The following is a 16,673-nucleotide window of genomic DNA, read 5'->3' as shown; positions in this document are numbered from 1 at the left end:
ACCGATGGCTGCGCGCAAGACCAATAAGAACGTACCTTTGGCCGTCGATCTCGACGGCACGTTGATTGCCACGGATCTTTTGTGGGAAGGCATCTTCCTGCTTCTGAAAAAGAACTTTCTGTTTGTCTTTCTGCTGCCGATATGGGCGTTGCAGGGCAAGGCGCGGCTGAAACATGAAATAGCCGAGCGCGTCACGGTCGATGCCGCGACACTGCCCTACCGGCCTGAATTTCTGGCATTCCTGAAGAAGGAACATGCGGAGGGGCGCAGGCTGGTTCTCGCAACCGCCGCTGCCACACCCTTCGCCGAGGCGGTTGCGAAGCACCTCGGCATTTTCGATGCGGTGTATTCGACGGACCGCTACCGGAATCTTGCCTCGAAAGCGAAGCTGAAGATGCTGGTCGAGGCCTTCGGCGAGGACGGGTTCGACTATGCCGGCAATTCACGTGCCGATATCGCCATTTTCGACGAGGCACGGAAAGCCATCGTCGTCGCGCCTGACCGGGCCGTGCGGGCCTGGCGACGGAAGCATAATCCGGGCAGTGATGGCGATGCGTTCTTCGCCGCGCCGCGCGTGCGGTTCGCCAGCTATTTAAGAATGCTTCGCGTCCATCAATGGATGAAGAACACGCTGGTCTTCGTCCCGGCCATCCTGGCCCACGACATTCTTTATCACGATGTCTTCGGGCGAACCTTTCTCGCCTTCATCTCCTTCTGTGCGGCCGCATCGTCCATCTATATCGTCAACGATCTGTTCGACCTGCAACTCGACCGGCGCCACGCCCGCAAGAAGAAGAGGCCGTTCGCCAGTGGTGAACTGCCAGTGTGGTTTGGCGTTTGTGCGTCCGGCGCACTGCTGGCGCTCGCCTATGGCGTCGCTGCCCTACTGCCGACCGAATATATGCTGGTCCTGACGCTTTATCTGTTCGTCACGACAGCCTATTCCGCGGCATTGAAGCGGATGCTGCTTATCGATGTGTTGGTGCTGGCGGGGCTCTACACGGTGCGGCTGCTCGCCGGCGCCGCCGCCAACGCGACGCCCGGCTCATTCTGGCTCCTGTCTTTCTCGATCTTCTTCTTCCTGTCGCTGGCACTGGTCAAGCGCTATGTCGAGTTGCGCAACGCGCCGCCGGAGGAGAACGAGAAACTCGCCGGCAGGGGCTATCTCGGCCATGATCGCGAAGTCATCGCCCAGAGCGGCGTGGCCTCGGCATTCGGCGCGGTCATGGTTCTGGCGCTTTATATCGACAGCGATTCCGTCAGGACGCTCTATGCCTATCCCTGGATGATTTGGCCGCTTTGCCCGATCGTGCTCTACATCAATCTGCGTATATGGATACTGGCGCATCGCGACCAGATGCATGACGATCCCGTGGTGTTCCTCCTCAGCGACTGGCGCAGCATCATGATGATCCTGCTTGGCGGTGTGATGCTGATGACGGCGGGCATGCGCTGATGTCGTTCGAGAGCTTCGGCCGCATAGAGCGAAAGCCGCGAAGGGCGGTTTCATTTGCTGATGCCGAGCGGTCGCTGCAAAACGGCCCGGTCGGTGCGGGCGCTTTCCTCGGCTTCGGCAATGGCCGATCCTATGGCGACAGCTGTCACAATGATCGCGGATCGCTGGTCGAGATGCGCCGGAAAGCTCGGATATTGGGGTTCGATGCGGCAAGCGGCATTCTCGATGCCGAGGCCGGCGTGCTTCTGGCCGAGATCATCGCCTTCGCCGCGCCGCATGGTTATTTTCCAGCCGTAACGCCAGGTACGCGCTTCGTCACGCTGGGCGGCGCCATCGCCAATGACGTGCACGGCAAGAACCATCATCGGCGCGGCACATTCGGCCGCCATGTGGTTTCATTCGCGTTGTCGCGTTCGGACGGAAGGACGGTCAGTTGTTCGCCGCTCAAGAACCAGGCGCTTTTTGCAGCGACTATCGGCGGAATGGGGCTGACCGGCTTGATCGTGACGGCCCGGATCAGGCTGATGCGTGTCGCATCGCTCGATGTCGAGGAACGGATCACGCGGTTTGCCGATCTGGATCAATTCTTCGCGCTCGCCGAAAAGGCTGATGAGGAGAACGAATATGCGGTCGCCTGGATCGACCAGATCGCCGGGGGACGGCGCGCCGGGCGTGGCCTGCTCCTGACCGGTAATCATGCGGGGAACGGCAATTTCAACGTCGATGCCCGACCGACGCGGCTGCGTGTGCCGTTCGAATTGCCTTTTTCGGCGCTGAACCGGGCGAGCCTGACGCTTTTCAATGCCGCATACCTGAACTTGAAGGGAAGGGGCGCGGGGCAGCATCTCTCGGGATATGAACAATTTTTCTATCCGCTCGACAGCGTACGCGACTGGAACCGGCTCTATGGTCCGGCGGGGCTCTACCAGCACCAGAGCGTCATCCCTTATGCACAAGCGCCGGATACGATCCCGGCCATGCTCGAAGCAACGCGCAAGGCGGGCCAGGTGTCTTTCCTGACCGTGCTGAAACGGTTCGGGACGACCGGCTCGCCGGGGCTTTTGTCATTTCCGCAGCCGGGCTATACTCTGACGCTCGATTTTCCCAATAAGGGGGCGGGAACATTGGCGCTTTTGTCGGAACTCGATCGCTTGACGATCGCGGCTGGCGGGCGGGTCAATCCCTATAAGGACCAGAGGATGCCGGCGGCGACCTTCGCTGCGTCATTTCCTCAGTGGAAAAAGCTTGAAGAGCATCGTGATCCGGCGTTCTCCTCGAATTTCTGGCAGAGAACGGCGCTGACGCTGGTTTGATCCGGAGATATATGAGAATACCAATTGCAATCGAAAATTGCGGATGGTTCGAATTTTAGGGAAGTGCTTTGCGGCTTCTCAACATGCTCGGTGTAACGGTCCGCCACTGGTCGTAGCGTGCGGCGATCAACAGCCCAAGGCGGGTAAGGCAAGGGTACGATGACGAAATACATTCCTTTCATTTTGTTCACGGTGATGACCAACGCCGCGGCACAGATCATGCTCAAATACGGCATGATCACGCTCGGTCCCATCAGCTTCAGCGCCGACACTGCGATCCAGCGCATTTTCCAGATCCTGTTCAACCCATGGGTGTTCGCTGGGCTCACCGTCTTCGTCATCTCGATGGCATCGCATCTCTACGTGCTTTCGAAGGTCGATCTTTCCTTCGCTTATCCGTTTCTCAGCCTCGCCTATGTGGCGGTCGCCGTTTTTGCATGGGCGGTCTTCAAGGAGGATCTCGGTGCGTTGAAGATCGCCGGGATCGCCTTCATCTGCGTCGGTACGGTGCTGATCGCACAGAGCGGACATGGAAGCGGGGCAGCATCTCGCGAGACGGCGCAGATCGATTCAAAATCAAAATACTAGGGTCTGATATTGGGGCCTGATTCCAAGGTAGCGGGTAAAAACATGCGACATATCATTTTCGGCGGCGACGGTTTCGTCGGCCGCTATCTGGCAAACGATCTGGTCAATCAAGGCGAAAAGGTCGTCGTCGCCGATATCGTCAAGACCGACCTGCCGCACTATGGCAAGGCCAAGTTCGTCCATTGCGACGTGACCAGCGAAGCGCAGGTGAACGCAGTCGGTCTCAAGCCTGACGATATGGTCTATAATCTGGCGGCCAAGATGCTCTCGCCGATCCAGGTTCGCGCCAAGCGCCACGAGTTCTTCTGGCCGGTGAACTATCACGGCGCCGCTCATATCATGAGCGCCATGGACCGGGCGGGAACGTCGAAGCTGGTGCAGTTCACCACCGATATGGTCTATGGCAATACCGTCGTCTCGCCACAGACGGAGGACCATCCGATCGCGCCGCTCGGCGAATATGGCAAGTCCAAGGCTGCGACCGAAGCGCTCGCCATCGATTGGCGTACGCGCGGCATGAACATCTCGATCATGCGCCCGCGGCTGATCATCGGCCCGGGCCGTCTCGGCATTCTGGAAAAGCTGTTCAAGCTGATCGATCATAATCTGCCGGTGCCGATGATCGGCTCGGGCAAGAACCCGTACCAGTTCATTTCCGTCTATGATTGTGCGGAGATCGCGCGTCTCGCCTGGGAGCATGGCGTGCCGAACGATGCTTATAATCTCGGCTCCTCCAACCCGCCTTCGGTGCGCGCGCTGCTGGGGGGATTGATCAAGCAGGCCGGGTCGAAATCGATCCTGCTGCCGACGCCCGCCTGGGCGGTCAAGGGCGCCTTGGCAATGCTCGATGCCATCAACAAACCGTTGATGGATCCCGAGCAATATCTGATCGCCGACGAATATTGCGTGAGGGACACTTCACGCGCGTTCGCGGCTTTCGGATGGAAGCCGAAATTCCGCGACGAGGACATGCTGGTCGCCGCCTACAAGGAATATCGCAACAAGATGGACGGCAAGCCGGTGGCGCAGATGGTGCCGCTCGCAGCGGAATAGCAACGGGGGAAGAACGATGGCCAAGGCCGTGGGATTTGTGAAAAAAGAAGCGCCTATTATCCATGCGGCGGTGCCAATGAGCGGGGGGACGGCGAAGCCGGATCTGCTGACCGTCGAGCAGGCGAAATCGATGGATCTGCCGCGGATGACGGAGCTTTTCTCCGCCCATATCAATCCCGGCCAGTTGCATTTCATGAAGCTGCTGGGCTTCAACAAGATCAAGATCGAGCGTGCCGAAGGCATGTATTATATCGACCAGAACGGCCGGAAGATCCTTGATTTCTTCGGCGGTTTCGGCTCGCTCGCCTTCGGTCACAACCACCCGCGCATCCTCGCGGCGCGTCAGGCTTTCCAGGAGGAAAAGCGCCACGAGATCGCGATGGCCTTCATGTCGCAATATGCGGCGGCGCTGGCGCATAATATCGCTGCCTGCAGCCCCGGCGATCTCGATATGGTGTTCTTCGGCTCGTCCGGTTCGGAGGCGATGGAGGCGGCGCTGAAGGTGGCCGAACGTGCCGCCGGGCCGAAGCGTCCGAAAGTCGTCTATGCCGAGAACTCGTTCCACGGCAAGACCAAGGGCGTGCTCAACGTCACCGACGGCAAGCTCTACCGCGGCGAGTTCACGCTGAGCGGCAATACGGTGCGCGTGCCCTTCGGCGATATCGAGGCGATCGAGAACGCCTTCAAATCCGATCCGGAGATCGGCGTCATCGTTCTTGAAACCATCCAGGGCGGGGCGGGGATCATCACCGCGCCGACCGAATTCTGGCAGAATCTGCGGGCGCTCTGCGACCGTTACGGCGTCTTGTGGGTGGCCGACGAGGTGCAGTGCGGGCTTGGCCGGTCAGGCAAATTCTATGCTTTCGAGCATTATGGCGTCGTGCCTGACGTGACGGCGCTGGCGAAATCGCTCGGCGGCGGCAAGGCCGCCATGGCGGCGATGATCGCCAGGCGCGAGGTCTATATGAAGGCCTATGGAACGCCGAAGACGGCGCTGATCCACGCCATGGCCACCTTCGGCGGCATCGGCGAGGCCTGCATCACGGCCATCGAAGCGCTGAACGTGCTTTATGACGAGCACCTGATCGACAATTCCGCTGCGGTCGGAGACTATCTCGTCGAGCGGTTGAAGGTGCTGCAGGAGAAATATCCGTCGCTGATCAAGGATGTGCGCGGGCAGGGGCTGATGATCGGCCTCGAGTTCCACGATTTTTCCAAGTCCGTACCCGTCGTGTTGCGGCCAGTCCTGGCGATGCTGGACGACAAGTTGAAAGGCTCGCTGCCGGGCTTCATCGGCAGCCATCTCCTGCGCGACCATGCGGTGCTGGTGGCCTTCACCGAATACAACCGCAATGTGGTCAGGCTGGAGCCGCCGCTGATCTGCGAGCGAGCGCATGTCGACCAGTTCATTGCGGCGCTCGACGAGGTATTGTCTCGCGGTATCGTCCGGATCGTCAGGGATTTCGTCAAGGCGCAGGTAAAGTAGGGGGCACTTCCTTCCTTCACCATCAAGAGGAGGATGGGAGAACTCCCGGCCGCAGCAACAAATCCCAGCAATCGTTGAGTTTCACCTCCTGCCGGTCCTTCAGCGCGTCGGCATAGATACGGCGCAGCGCGCGGCGGCCGGTGGTCAGGGGGCAGTGCGGGACGAGCACGGCATCGGTCTCAGCGATCGATTGCCTGGTGGCGTCGTCGAGCGGCGGCACGGTTCGGTAGGGATCGGCGCCGATCTGGATATGGCGCGTCGCGTCGCGGTCGAGGAGCCACGGAAACGGGTTGGCGAAATCGAGGTTCATGAGGGTGGCGAGGTGAATGCCGTTCGTGGCCTCGAACTGCCTGATGGCCTTGACCGCTTCGTCCGCCGAGATGATCCAGTACATCTGATAGTCGAGTTCGGAATAAAGCTGCCAACTCGGGAGCTGACCCTGACTGGAGAGATCGCTATAGGTATCGCCATGCTCCAAATAATGCTTTTCCATAAGCAGGCTGCGCTCCATGATGTCCCAGCGCGTGGAGACCTGCCCCAGCGTTTTCATATCCGTCACGGGCGCTGCGACATAGGTCGGTGACACGGCGACGGCACGCAGCGTCTTGTGGGCTATCTTGGTCGTATAGGGAATGGCGACAAATCCGATCAGCACCACGATCGCAATTCGTCGGGAGACGGGTTCGTGCGCGGACTGGATGAAGATCGCCAGAAGGATCGGCCAGAGGAAAGTGAAATCCTGGCTGCCGGTGTTCTGCGTTTCAAAGAAAATGCCGGCGACAAGCGCGACCGCCAGCCAGACGAAATTGCTGTCGAGCAGGGTCGATGCGATGCCTGCGCTGGCAGAGAAGCCAGCGAGGAGTTTCTCCCGTCCCATCCATGCGAGGGCGAGAACGAGGATGCCGCTCGCCATGATGATATCGAGATCGGTGGAGAGGACCGTCAGAAAGCGCGGCAGCAGCGCCTGTTCATTCATGCGGATGAGCAAGGCGATCTCATCGATGTAGGCTGTTATCATGTGCCCGTTGAATTCCAGGCAGATGAGGGCGGCGAGGAATATCGCGCCCGCCAACACGACGCTGCGCCAGGAAATGCGCCCGGACAAAAGCGCCAGAAGACCGATCAGCCCTCCCGCCAGAAACCCGGTGACCTTGATGAGGAAGAGCGCCAGCATCGTCAGCCCGCAGAGGATGGCAAGCCTGCGGCCATCCTTCACGAACATCAGCGCGGAAACCAGCACGTAGAGCAACAGCGTCGCATGGCGATTGTAGATGCCGAAGCCATCCAGGCCGGGATAGGAATGGAATGTCTGCACATTGGCCGGGCAGATGGCGAATATCAGGAAAGGGATGAGCAGGGCAAAGGCGATACGGCGCTCTTTGCGGGCGACATCATCGATGATCGCCGCCATCAGCGGTGCCGCGACGAGCAGGATGACCCATTGGGCGAGCAGAAGCGGTTGGGCATTGGGGAAAAATTTCAGCCCCAATGCGAACAGATAATAGTCGAGCGGCCCGACCGGCGTCAGGAAATCGGTGTTGGGTATCTGGCCGTTATAGATGCGTTGCGCGGCATCGAAATAGATATAAGTGTCCCAGTACATCGCGCCGATCGGCAGGATGAGGCGGATGCTCAGGAGAACGCAAAGCAAGAGGAGGACGAGCGCGAGCCACGCCAGCGGCGCCGTTGCGATACGACGCAGGAAAGGCCGCCGGCCGTCGCGCTTCCCCTCGGTTTGTTCAATCGGCATGTCTGTCATGATTGATCTTCCCCACTCAGCCCTTCATCGGTGATGGAAGATGAAATGGCAAGGCTTGGATGTGCGGACCGTTACCGATTGCTGCCGCGTGCCGGTGGACACTGCAGCCGTGTTCAGCCGGTTGCGTCGTGCTTTGGGGCCAAATGAAAGCCGAGGGCTTTCAGGACGGCCAATGTGGTTTCCAGGGTCGGATTACCGTTTTCACTGAGCGAGGTATAAAGATGCTCGCGAGCCAGTCCGGTCTTTTTTGCAATGTTGGTCATGCCCTTGGCGCGGGCGACAGTACCCAGGGAAGCTGCGATGAGTTTTGCATCGCCCGATTCCATCGCTTCGGTCAGGAATGCTTCAATAATTTCGTCGGAATCGAGCATGTCAGCCAGATCGAGATTGGAAATTTTTTCAGCCATCGTCTTCACTCCATTCTGCGGCCAAGCGCTTCGCTGTCCGTATGTCGGCTTCCTGTGTACTTTTGTCCCCGCCGCATAAAAGCACGATGATGGTGTTGCCACGACGTTGGAAATAGATGCGGTAGCCGAGGCCATAATGAATGCGCATTTCGCTAACGCCTTCACCAACCGGGGCGACATCGCCCGGGTTGCCGATTTCAAGCCGCTGAAGGCGCAGGACAATCGCCGCTTTGGCTTTGGCGTCCTTCAGTTTCCGGTACCACTTTTGAAAGGTGGCGGTCTGCTTGAAGATTGTCATAGATATTTGTAAGTTAAAACTTACATCCAGTCAATGTCGCCATGGCGTCGCGGCATTTTGCGGCCATGTCGCAAACAGGCCTTACCAATGGCCGGGGCACTCGGCATAGTGCGGAAAAATCGTCCTTATGCGCGGGCTGCGAACCCGCCTTTATTCAGGGGAATGACACGATATGAAGACCCATGCCCGTGCAGTGGTGATCGGTGGCGGTGTGGTGGGCGTTTCGACGCTCTACCATCTGGCGAAGAAGGGCTGGAGCGACGTCGTCCTGATCGAGCGCAAGGAACTCACATCCGGCTCGACCTGGCACGCGGCGGGTCTCCTGCCACTGTTCAACATGAGCTATTCGGTCGGCCAGATCCACAAATATTCGGTGAAGTTCTATCAGGAATTGCAGGAGGAGACCGGCATGAATGTCGGTTTTACCAATTGCACCAATATCAGGCTGGCGCGCACCAGGGACCGCTGGGACGAATATATGTATTATGCCGGGGTGGCGGAGACGATCGGCGTGCCGGTCAAGCTGCTGACGCCTGAAGAGGTCAAGGAAATCTGGCCTTTGGCCGAGATGGACGGCGTTCTGGGCGCGATCCAGCATCTGGATGACGGTTATATTCAGCCGGCGGATTTGACGCAGGCGCTGGCCAAGGGCGCGCGCGATCTTGGCGCGACTATTCATCGCCACACGGCGGTGACCGGCATCGAGCAGCAGCCGGATGGCCAATGGCTGGTCAAGACCGACAAGGGCGATATCCTCGCCGAGCATGTGATTTCCGCCACCGGCAATTTCGCGCGCAAGACCGGCCAGATGGTCGGCCTCGACGTTCCCGTCATTCCGGTGGAGCATCAGTACATCGTCACCGAGCCGCATTCGGCGATCCTGGAGCGCAAAGCCAAGGGCCTGCCCGAGATGGGCGTGCTGCGCGAGAGCGATTCCTCCTGGTACATGCGCGAGGAAAATGGCGGGTTGCTGCTCGGGCCCTATGAAAAGGGCGCGCCGGTCTGCTATGTCGACGGGCCCTCCGACCAGAGCGAGTACGAGCTGTTCCAGGAGGATCTGGAGCGGCTGATGCCCTATATCGAAACGGCCATTGCCCGCGTTCCCGCCTTCGGCGAGGTCGGCATCAAAAAGGTGTATAACGGTGCCATCGCCTATACGCCGGATGGTTCGCCGATCATCGGCCCGGCGCCGCGACTGAAGAATTTCTGGCTCAACGAAGGCCATTCCTTCGGCGTGACGGCGGCGGGCGGAGCCGGCTGGCAGTTGGCGGAATGGATCGTCGAGGGCGAGCCATCCATCGACATGATGGGTGTCGATCCGCGCCGCTTCGGCCCTTATGCGACCGAGGGTTATCTGAAAGAGAAGAACGAGGAAGCCTATGCGGAGGTCTTCTCGGTGCATTATCCCGACGAGGAGCGCGGTGCGGCGCGGCCCTTGAAGCGTTCGCCGTCTTATGATCGCCAGAAGGCGCTCGGCGCCGTTTTCGGCTCGGTCTATGGCTGGGAGCGCGCCAACTGGTTCGCGCCCGAGGGCTATGGCATCGATGTCGCCACGCTCGACAAGCCGGACGTGCTCATGAACCACAATCACCCCAAGCCCGATGCGGAAGGCAAGGTCAAGGAAGTATGGTCGTTCCGCCGCTCGAATTATTTCGAGCATGTCGGCAACGAGGTGAAGAACGTGACCGAAAATGTCGGTCTTCTCGACATGTCGGCCTTCGCCAAGATGGAGGTTTCAGGTCCGGGTGCGCGGGCGTGGCTGGACTCGATCCTCGCCAACCGTATCCCGAAGAAGCAGGGACGCATCGCGCTTTGCCATCTTCTGACGAAAAATGGCGGGGTGCGCTCGGAGTTCACCGTCTATGAATGGAAACCGGGCTCGTTCTATCTGGTTTCGGCGGGCGCCTTTGAGAACCACGACCATGATTATCTCTATAAGCTGCTGCCGTCCGACGGATCGGTGAGGCTCAAGCCGATCACGCAACTGTTCGGCGTTTTGGTGCTGGCCGGGCCGAACAGCCGCAAGGTGTTGCAGAAGCTCACCCGCACGAGCTTGGCGAATGAGGATTTCCCGTGGCTGTCGGGCAGGCAAATCAGCGTCGGTCCGGCGAGCGCGCACGCGCTGCGCGTCAATTTCGTCGGTGAGCTTGGCTGGGAACTGCATCACCCGATCGAGCAGCAGAGCACGATCTACGATCTGCTGATGGAAGCGGGCGCGGAATTCGGCATCAAGCCATTCGGCATCCGCGCCATGACGGCGATGGCGGTGGAGAAATCCTATCGCCTGATCCCGCGCGAACTTTCCATCGAATACAACGCCTACGAATCCGGTCTCGACCGCTTCGTGCATCCCAACAAGGGCGATTTCATCGGTCGTGACGCGGTGGTGAAGGCGCGTGAGGAAGGGCTGAACTGGAATTTCGTGACGCTTGAAGTGCATGATATCGGCGATGCCGATGCGCGCGGCTCGGAAGCGATCTACAAGGAGGGCAAGCTCATCGGCCGGGCGACGCATGGCAGTTATGGCTGGCGTCTGGGCAAGAGCCTTGCGCTTGCCATGGTCAGGCCGGAATTCTCTGCGCCCGGTACCGAATTCGAGATCGGGATTCTCGGCAAGATGCACAAGGCGACCGTCATCGTCGAATCACCGTTCGATACCGAAAACGAGCGTCTGAAGGCCTGACCTTGTTCAACTGATCGTGATCAGCGCATCGGCCCGAAAACTGGAATCGGTTTTCGGAAAGCGCGATGCGCAGATTCAATAACTTACAACGTCCTTTGTGCGTCCTGAAAGATGCATAATGCTGTAGCGCCGCGGCGCGTGTTTTCGCCGCGGCATTTTCATTTCCTATGGTATTATGTCTGGCATGGGACTGCGAATGATCCAGATGCTGGTCATAGTCGTGGCCATGATGGCCTCGGTTCCTGCACGCGCCGACGAGATACCGGTCGATGTGGAACTGGTGCTGGCCGTTGATGCATCGCGGTCGATGGAGGCTTTCGAGCAGAAGATTCAGCGCGACGGCTATGTCGCGGCGCTGCGTCACCCGCAGGTGATCAAAGCCATCCTGGAAGGGCTTTATGGCCGTGTCGCCATCACCTATGTCGAATGGGCCGGATTCGGCTTTCAGCGCATCATCATCCCCTGGACATTGGTGGACGGCAAGCAAGCGGCGGAAAAGCTCGCCGCCGAACTCGACCGGCCAGTCCCGCCACCGCAAAGCCGCACCTCGATCTCCGCCGCTATCGATTTCAGCGCCGGGCTTTTCGACAATAGTGGTTTCAAGGGACAGCGCCGCGTCGTCGATATTTCGGGCGACGGGCCGAACAATCATGGCCGGTCGGTAACCGATGCGCGAGCCGCCGCCCTTGAGAAGGGCATTACCCTCAACGGCTTGCCGCTGATGACGCGCGGTTCGCTCTATAGCGGCTGGGATGTGAAGGATCTCGATCTCTATTACGAAAATTGCGTCATCGGCGGGCCGGGAGCATTCATGATACCGGTCAAATCATGGGAACAATTCCCGGAAGCGGTGCGGCGCAAGCTGGTGCTGGAACTGGCAGGCGATCCGGCGCGGGCGATTGGCGCGATGCAGGCCGAAAACAGTCGGGGTGATGCCCCCGTCCTCAAAGTGCAGGCCAAGCAATCCCATGACTGCATGAGCGGTGAACGGGTCTGGCAGCGGCGAATGCAGGACTGGGAGTGGCGATGAAGGAGAAGTGAGATAGTGAGTAGTGAAACAGTGAATAGAGGTAATTTTCACTGTTTCACTACTCTGATCACGCTGCAACGAGTGGCTTGCGGTCGGCGCGCTCCTGCTGCGGCGAACGTCCATAGAGTTCGCGGTAGCATTTGGAAAAATGCGATGCCGAGACGAAGCCGCAGGCGACTGCCACTTCCACCACTGGCATGGACGACTGGATGAGCAGATGGCGGGCGCGATCGAGGCGGATTTCCAGATAATATCGTGCCGGCGACCGCCCCATTTCCTGGCGGAACAGGCGCTCGATCTGGCGGCGCGACAGGCCAACGTGATCCGCCACCTCGATCAGAGACAAGGGCTCGGTCAGGCTCGCCTCCATCAGCTCGATGATGGTCAGCACCTTTGAGTTCTGTACGCCGAGGCGGGCGCGCAAGGGCAGGCGCTGACGATCATGCGGATTGCGTACCCGGTCGGTCAGGGCCTGTTCGCAGACCCGGTTGACGAGATTGTCGTCGAAATCGTCGCTGATGAGCTTGATCATCATGTCGAGCGCCGCGGTTCCGCCGGCGCAGGTATGAATATTTCCATCGACCTCGAAGAGATCGGCATAGACATCGGCCTTGGGGAAGGTCTCGGCAAAGCCGGGCAAATTCTCCCAATGGATGGCGCAGCGCTTGCCGGAGAGGAGGCCTGCGGCGGCGAGAATATGGGCTCCCGTGCAGAGACCGCCGACCGCCACGCCACGATTGAACTCCTCACGCAGCCAGGCGAAGGCCGATTTGTTCTGGAATTTCTCGACATGGACGCCCGAACAGACGAAGACCATCGACGGTCGTTCCTCGCCGGTCAAAAAGCGGCGCTCATCCTCGAGCGAGGAGGTGACGGCGCATTCGACACCATTGGATGCGGTGACAGGCTTGCCGTCTGTTGATGCCAGACGCCAGTGATAGGCGTTATAGCCGAGCATGCGGTTGGCAATCCGCAGCGGCTCGATGGCCGTCGCAAAGGCGATCATGGAAAAATCGGGAACGAGAAAGAAGACGAATGAGCGCTTGATAAGCGTTTTCTGATTCATGGCTGACAAGTTCCCGCTGCCGTTCTGCTGTCCCGATGCTCTACTCTGTCGCATCTGAACCATGATTCAGTGCGATTCAGGCGCAGTTAAGACCCAAAAACTATTGAGCCATAGAATTATTCCAAAAGGAAGTGCGGCGAAATAGCTGTCGCAAACCGGCAAATTTGACGTGCAAGGAACAGATCGACGGGCGGCGGGAACAGAGCCATGCCGCCCGTCGATCTTTGTCTGGCGGCATCAGTTTTCGTCCTTCCGATGCTGTCGCTCATAAAGGTCGGGCCAGCCGATATCATGAAGGATATTCTCCGACAGGCCCGCCAGTGCGCGGTCGGTGTCACGCTGACGCTTCCTTGTGGCGATCTTCTTGATGTTTCTGGCGATCTGAGCTGTGGATCTCTCGATCATCCGCACGATCCGATCCGAAAACAGGTCCGGCCATGCCGCGTGAGGGTCTCGGGAACGATCGCGATAGCCATTGTCGTAGGTGGTCATGGTCTTTCTCCTGAATGCCATTTCCGTATTGCCGACTTGACTATGTCGAAGGCTTGAGGTTCAATCAAATGAAATTAAGGAACAGATAAATTCAGAATAATTGATTAATGAGGCCCGATCATGACAGCTCCGATGCACCACCCGCTGCCGATCCTCGATCTCGATGTTCTCAGGACATTCGTGATGATCGCGGAGACCGGAAGCTTTTCTGCGGCGGCCAATGCGGTGTTCCGCACGCCTTCAGCCGTATCGATGCAGATCAAGAAGCTGGAGGAAACGCTCAGCGCCACGCTTTTGGAGCGCGACGCGCGATCGGTGGCGCTGACCAGCGATGGCGAGATGCTCCTGGGCTATGCGCGGCGGTTGCTGGCGCTCAACCGGGAGGCGGCGGCGAAATTCGTGGCGCCGACCGTGTCGGGCGTGGTTCGCCTGGGATCGCCCGATGATGTCGGCGAATGGGTGCTGCCCTTCGTGCTCAAGCGCTTCGCCGAGACACATCCGAACGTGACGGTAGATGTCGTCATCGACCAGAGCGTCAATCTGCGCAAGCGGCTGGATGAACGCCGGCTCGACATCACCATGATCAATGTGTCGAACACGGTGCCGAAGACCAACGATGTCGAAGTGCTGATGACGGAGCAATTGGTATGGGCCGGCGCTAAATGCGGCACCGCGCATGAACGCGACCCGCTGCCGCTTTCGATGTGGGAAGAAGGCTGCGCCTGGCGCGGCAATGCCTCGGAAGCGCTCGAAAAGGCGGGGCGGAACTATCGCGTCGCCTATATGAGCGCGCATACGACGGGGCAACGCTCGGCGATCCTCGCCGATCTCGCCATCGCGCCCTTCGGCAGGACGCTTCTGGGCGAGGGGATCGTTGCGCTCGGGCCGGAACACGGCCTGCCGCCGCTCGGTAGCTATCAGCTTGGCGTGGTCGTCGCCAAGGATGCCGGCCAGCATGTCCAGGTGGTAGCCGAGCATCTGCGCGGAATCTTCGAAAAATATGAGCGCACGGGGAAGTTTTGAATGGGAGTGGGGGAGTTGATGGATTGGCCGTTGCACGCTTCCTCATACCCCCCTCTGGCTTGCCAGCCATCTCCCTCCTTGAGGGGGAGATGGCTGGCAAGCCAGAGGGGGGTATGACAGGCGAAAACGCTTCCCAATTTGAATCCGTGAACTGTTCCAACTAACTGTCTTTACACAAGCTTCTGCTTAAGCGCACCCACACGGTGCCTGTCCGTCCCGCGCCGCAGCCCATCGTCAAAACCCATGCGGATGATGTTTCCATCCGGTGGCGGAAGGGCAGTGCTGCACGAGGCGTGAAGCTCGGTTATGGGCAACCGGGCAAGCAAGGTCCCCACATTGTCTGCCGTCAATCCCGATCCGGGCATGATCGCGATGTTGCCGTCCGCTGCCGCAAAGGTTCTTTCCAGATCGTCGAGCCCTTCGAGCGCTGTCGGCGCCCGACCGGAGGTGAGAATGCGTTCGAAACCGGTGTGAAAAGCGATGCGGACCGCTTCGTCGATATCCGGCACCAGATCGAAGGCGCGATGCAGTGTCGTGCCAAGTCCCGTCGCGTGTCGCTTGAGGCGATCCAGCACGTGATCATCGAGGCTGCCGTCCGGCTTGCTAGCGCCGAACACCACGCCTGCGAGGCCTGTTGCACGGACCGCATCGATCTCGCGCAGCATCTGGTCGATCTCGCGCTGCGTATAGATGAAATCTCCGGCGCGCGGCCGGATCATCGCATAAACGGGGATCGTTGCCTGTGCCGCAGTTACGATCAGGCCGGGCGAGGGGGTGAGCCCGCCCAGTTGCAGTGCTGAACAGAGCTCTATGCGATCGGCTCCGCCTTCGATCGCCGCTTCCAGCCCTTCCGCATCGTCGACACAGACTTCAAGCAGGATATGGCTCATGATTGTACTTCCGCCAGCCCGAGCAGTCCCGCGCCGATGAGGCCCGGTTCGATACGGCATTCTCCGCGCACCACCAGCGGCTTGTTCGTCCTGCGCAGGATGCGGCTTCGCACGCCCAAGTCGATGCGTTCGATCAGCGGTTGCGAATTGGAGAGGCCGCCCCCGACGGGCACGATGGATGCGCCGAGCACATTGACGACCAGCGAAAGCGCATCGGAGAGGATATCGACATGACAATCCACAGTGCGAGCGGCCTTCGCGTTGCCATCTGTCCAGGCGTCGATGATCTCCGTGCTCGATGCGTCGGCGCCATGGAGATGGCGATGCAGCCTTTCCAGGCCGCGGGCGCTGCCTACGACATCGATACATCCGGTCTGGCCGCAGCCGCAGGGGAAACGCGGTATGGCGACGGGTGGACTTCCTGCTGATGTCGCCGAAATCGGTCCGTGGCCCCATTCCCCGGCAAAGCCGCCGGCGCCTGACAATATCTTTCCGTCGATGATGACGCCGCCGCCGACGCCGCTGCCGAGGATCGCGCCGAAGACCACGCGATGGCCGCGTCCGGCGCCCGCTATGGCTTCGGCAAGCGCGAAGCAATCTGCATCATTGGCGATCAGCACAGGCCTTTTCAGGATTGCGCTAAGGTCAGCGACAAGCGGGCGTCCGTCGATGCAGGGGATATTGGCGCAGGTGATGCGCCCGGTGTCGGAATCGATGATGCCGGCGAGCGAGATGGCGACAAGGCTGTGATCATTGCCCGTCGCTTCGGTCGCGATCCTGCCGATGGCGGCGGCAAATGCCTCGAAATCATCGAGCGGCGTCGGTACCTTGTCCAAAGCCTTGATATCCCTTGGCGATGAGGCCCGGGCGCTCTTGATGGCGGTGCCGCCGATATCGAAGCATGTGATCATGCGGCCTTATTCGCAGAAAGCGAAACCGGTGTCGATGGGGGGAAGAGGGCAAGCGTATATGGCGCGAATTGCTCCTCACCCTTACCCTCTCCCCGTAAACGGGGCGAGGGGGACATAGACGTCGCCGTTTCTTTCTTCTCCCCCGCACGCGAGGTCAAGAAAGAAACAGAAACGCTGGCGTCTCCCTCTCCCCGCTTGCGGGGAGAGGGTAAGGGTGA

At 59.7% G+C, this 16,673-nt stretch carries 15 protein-coding genes; 8 read left to right on the top strand and 7 right to left on the bottom strand.

Going from position 1 to position 16,673, the window contains the following annotated elements; translation table 11 throughout:
- Positions 1–4: 4 nt before the first annotated feature.
- The 5 genes from C5748_RS02540 (at position 5) to C5748_RS02520 (ending at position 5,896) form a co-directional block, all read left to right on the top strand.
- The gene (locus C5748_RS02540; protein WP_105740375.1) at positions 5–1,456 is read left to right on the top strand and encodes a UbiA family prenyltransferase; all 1,452 of its coding nucleotides are present in this window, start codon (positions 5–7) and stop codon (positions 1,454–1,456) included.
- Entirely contained in the window at positions 1,456–2,769 is a 1,314-nt protein-coding gene (locus C5748_RS02535) for an FAD-binding oxidoreductase (RefSeq protein ID WP_105740374.1), read from the top strand. Before C5748_RS02540 ends, C5748_RS02535 begins: the two co-directional genes overlap by 1 nt.
- Positions 2,770–2,928: 159 nt before the next feature.
- On the top strand, positions 2,929–3,357 hold the full coding sequence (locus tag C5748_RS02530; protein WP_105740373.1) for an EamA family transporter: 429 nt from the start codon (positions 2,929–2,931) through the stop codon (positions 3,355–3,357).
- Positions 3,358–3,399: 42 nt separating this feature from the next.
- Positions 3,400–4,410 carry an NAD-dependent epimerase/dehydratase family protein gene (locus C5748_RS02525; protein WP_105740372.1) on the top strand — a complete coding sequence of 337 codons (1,011 nt, stop codon included), beginning with the start codon at positions 3,400–3,402 and terminating at the stop codon, positions 4,408–4,410.
- Positions 4,411–4,486: 76 nt separating this feature from the next.
- Positions 4,487–5,896: an aspartate aminotransferase family protein gene (locus C5748_RS02520; RefSeq protein ID WP_199194694.1), complete on the top strand. Its 1,410-nt coding sequence runs from the start codon at positions 4,487–4,489 to the stop codon at positions 5,894–5,896.
- 22 nt (positions 5,897–5,918) lie between these two features.
- Here the strand turns inward: C5748_RS02520 and C5748_RS02515 are convergent, their stop codons facing one another.
- The 3 genes from C5748_RS02515 to C5748_RS02505 form a co-directional block, all read right to left on the bottom strand.
- On the bottom strand, positions 5,919–7,646 hold the full coding sequence (locus tag C5748_RS02515; RefSeq protein ID WP_425350198.1) for a hypothetical protein: 1,728 nt from the start codon (positions 7,644–7,646) through the stop codon (positions 5,919–5,921).
- A gap of 122 nt (positions 7,647–7,768) precedes the next feature.
- The gene (locus tag C5748_RS02510) at positions 7,769–8,062 is read right to left on the bottom strand and encodes an addiction module antidote protein (protein ID WP_105740370.1); all 294 of its coding nucleotides are present in this window, start codon (positions 8,060–8,062) and stop codon (positions 7,769–7,771) included.
- Positions 8,055–8,360: a type II toxin-antitoxin system RelE/ParE family toxin gene (locus C5748_RS02505; RefSeq protein ID WP_105740369.1), complete on the bottom strand. Its 306-nt coding sequence runs from the start codon at positions 8,358–8,360 to the stop codon at positions 8,055–8,057. The genes C5748_RS02510 and C5748_RS02505 overlap by 8 nt, the downstream gene beginning before the upstream one ends.
- Positions 8,361–8,532: 172 nt before the next feature.
- Between C5748_RS02505 and C5748_RS02500 the strand changes: the two genes are divergently transcribed.
- Together C5748_RS02500 and C5748_RS02495 are read left to right on the top strand one after the other, a co-directional pair.
- Positions 8,533–11,043, top strand: a complete 2,511-nt coding sequence (locus C5748_RS02500) for a GcvT family protein (RefSeq protein ID WP_105740368.1) — start codon at positions 8,533–8,535, stop codon at positions 11,041–11,043.
- A gap of 196 nt (positions 11,044–11,239) precedes the next feature.
- On the top strand, positions 11,240–12,073 hold the full coding sequence (locus C5748_RS02495) for a DUF1194 domain-containing protein (RefSeq protein ID WP_245428745.1): 834 nt from the start codon (positions 11,240–11,242) through the stop codon (positions 12,071–12,073).
- A gap of 67 nt (positions 12,074–12,140) precedes the next feature.
- On the opposite strand, the gene C5748_RS02490 is transcribed toward C5748_RS02495, so the two are convergent.
- On the bottom strand, positions 12,141–13,139 hold the full coding sequence (locus C5748_RS02490; protein WP_105740367.1) for a GlxA family transcriptional regulator: 999 nt from the start codon (positions 13,137–13,139) through the stop codon (positions 12,141–12,143).
- A gap of 237 nt (positions 13,140–13,376) precedes the next feature.
- Positions 13,377–13,631: a hypothetical protein gene (locus tag C5748_RS02485; protein WP_105740366.1), complete on the bottom strand. Its 255-nt coding sequence runs from the start codon at positions 13,629–13,631 to the stop codon at positions 13,377–13,379.
- A gap of 120 nt (positions 13,632–13,751) precedes the next feature.
- On the opposite strand from C5748_RS02485, the gene C5748_RS02480 reads away from it, so the two are divergent.
- Entirely contained in the window at positions 13,752–14,654 is a 903-nt protein-coding gene (locus C5748_RS02480; RefSeq protein WP_105740365.1) for a LysR family transcriptional regulator, read from the top strand.
- Between the two features lie 170 nt (positions 14,655–14,824).
- Here C5748_RS02480 and C5748_RS02475 read toward each other — a convergent pair whose 3' ends face one another.
- Positions 14,825–15,544: a copper homeostasis protein CutC gene (locus C5748_RS02475; RefSeq protein WP_105740364.1), complete on the bottom strand. Its 720-nt coding sequence runs from the start codon at positions 15,542–15,544 to the stop codon at positions 14,825–14,827.
- Positions 15,541–16,455 carry an ROK family protein gene (locus tag C5748_RS02470; protein WP_105740363.1) on the bottom strand — a complete coding sequence of 305 codons (915 nt, stop codon included), beginning with the start codon at positions 16,453–16,455 and terminating at the stop codon, positions 15,541–15,543. The genes C5748_RS02475 and C5748_RS02470 overlap by 4 nt, the downstream gene beginning before the upstream one ends.
- Between the last annotated feature and the right edge of the window lie 218 nt (positions 16,456–16,673).

The organism is Phyllobacterium phragmitis, from assembly GCF_002980495.1.
GTDB lineage: Bacteria > Pseudomonadota > Alphaproteobacteria > Rhizobiales > Rhizobiaceae > Paramesorhizobium > Paramesorhizobium phragmitis.
Note: the sequence above shows the minus strand (reverse complement) of the source record. Positions and strands in the feature narration are given on the sequence as shown.

Coding starts and splice junctions, on each gene's coding strand:
- C5748_RS02540 (WP_105740375.1), top strand. CDS start 5: ATGGCTGCGCGCAAGACCAATAAGAACGTACCTTTGGCCGTCGATCTC.
- C5748_RS02535 (WP_105740374.1), top strand. CDS start 1,456: ATGTCGTTCGAGAGCTTCGGCCGCATAGAGCGAAAGCCGCGAAGGGCG.
- C5748_RS02530 (WP_105740373.1), top strand. CDS start 2,929: ATGACGAAATACATTCCTTTCATTTTGTTCACGGTGATGACCAACGCC.
- C5748_RS02525 (WP_105740372.1), top strand. CDS start 3,400: ATGCGACATATCATTTTCGGCGGCGACGGTTTCGTCGGCCGCTATCTG.
- C5748_RS02520 (WP_199194694.1), top strand. CDS start 4,487: ATGAGCGGGGGGACGGCGAAGCCGGATCTGCTGACCGTCGAGCAGGCG.
- C5748_RS02515 (WP_425350198.1), bottom strand. CDS start 7,646: ATGCCGATTGAACAAACCGAGGGGAAGCGCGACGGCCGGCGGCCTTTC.
- C5748_RS02510 (WP_105740370.1), bottom strand. CDS start 8,062: ATGGCTGAAAAAATTTCCAATCTCGATCTGGCTGACATGCTCGATTCC.
- C5748_RS02505 (WP_105740369.1), bottom strand. CDS start 8,360: ATGACAATCTTCAAGCAGACCGCCACCTTTCAAAAGTGGTACCGGAAA.
- C5748_RS02500 (WP_105740368.1), top strand. CDS start 8,533: ATGAAGACCCATGCCCGTGCAGTGGTGATCGGTGGCGGTGTGGTGGGC.
- C5748_RS02495 (WP_245428745.1), top strand. CDS start 11,240: ATGATCCAGATGCTGGTCATAGTCGTGGCCATGATGGCCTCGGTTCCT.
- C5748_RS02490 (WP_105740367.1), bottom strand. CDS start 13,139: ATGAATCAGAAAACGCTTATCAAGCGCTCATTCGTCTTCTTTCTCGTT.
- C5748_RS02485 (WP_105740366.1), bottom strand. CDS start 13,631: ATGACCACCTACGACAATGGCTATCGCGATCGTTCCCGAGACCCTCAC.
- C5748_RS02480 (WP_105740365.1), top strand. CDS start 13,752: ATGACAGCTCCGATGCACCACCCGCTGCCGATCCTCGATCTCGATGTT.
- C5748_RS02475 (WP_105740364.1), bottom strand. CDS start 15,544: ATGAGCCATATCCTGCTTGAAGTCTGTGTCGACGATGCGGAAGGGCTG.
- C5748_RS02470 (WP_105740363.1), bottom strand. CDS start 16,455: ATGATCACATGCTTCGATATCGGCGGCACCGCCATCAAGAGCGCCCGG.